Annotated in this window: 1 protein-coding gene; it reads right to left on the bottom strand. The window is 41.6% G+C overall.

Features of this window, described 5'->3' with window-relative positions; translation table 11 throughout:
• Nucleotides 1–49: 49 nt before the first annotated feature.
• A partial coding sequence (gene ilvN, locus ACS8FD_RS24570; protein ID WP_439277767.1) for an acetolactate synthase small subunit occupies nt 50–517 on the bottom strand: 468 nt, incomplete at its 5' end.

The raw sequence follows: 517 nt of genomic DNA, 5'->3' as shown, positions 1-517 counted from the left end.
TAGTAAACAATATAAGCCTAGTAATAAAATGATTTAAAACAGAGTAATATTAGACGCTTAAGGTTTTCTCGCCGCGGGCAATACCAATGACACCTGAACGCACCACTTCAAGCACACGCTCACGACCGATAGTATCAATAAACCCATCAAGCTTAGCGGTATCACCCACGATTTGGATGGTATATAGGTTTGCATTCACATCGACGATTTGAGCACGGAATATGTCAGCGCTGCGTTTAATTTCTTCACGCACACTACCAGTGGCACGAACCTTAATCAGCATGAGCTCACGTTCAACGTGTACATTTTCAGATAGATTCAATACTTTAATTACTTCAACCAGCTTATGCAACTGCTTGGTAATTTGCTCTATTTTTTCTGGTGAAGTAATCGTCGTTACTGTCAAGCGTGAAATGGATGGATCTTCTGTTGGTGCAACGTTTAGAGTCTCAATATTGTACCCACGTTGAGAAAACAAGCCAACCAACCGCGACAACGATCCCGCTTCGTTTTCTAT

The sequence above is a fragment of the Psychrobacter sp. 1U2 genome (assembly GCF_051847575.1).
This window is presented reverse-complemented; position numbering and strand designations above follow the sequence as displayed.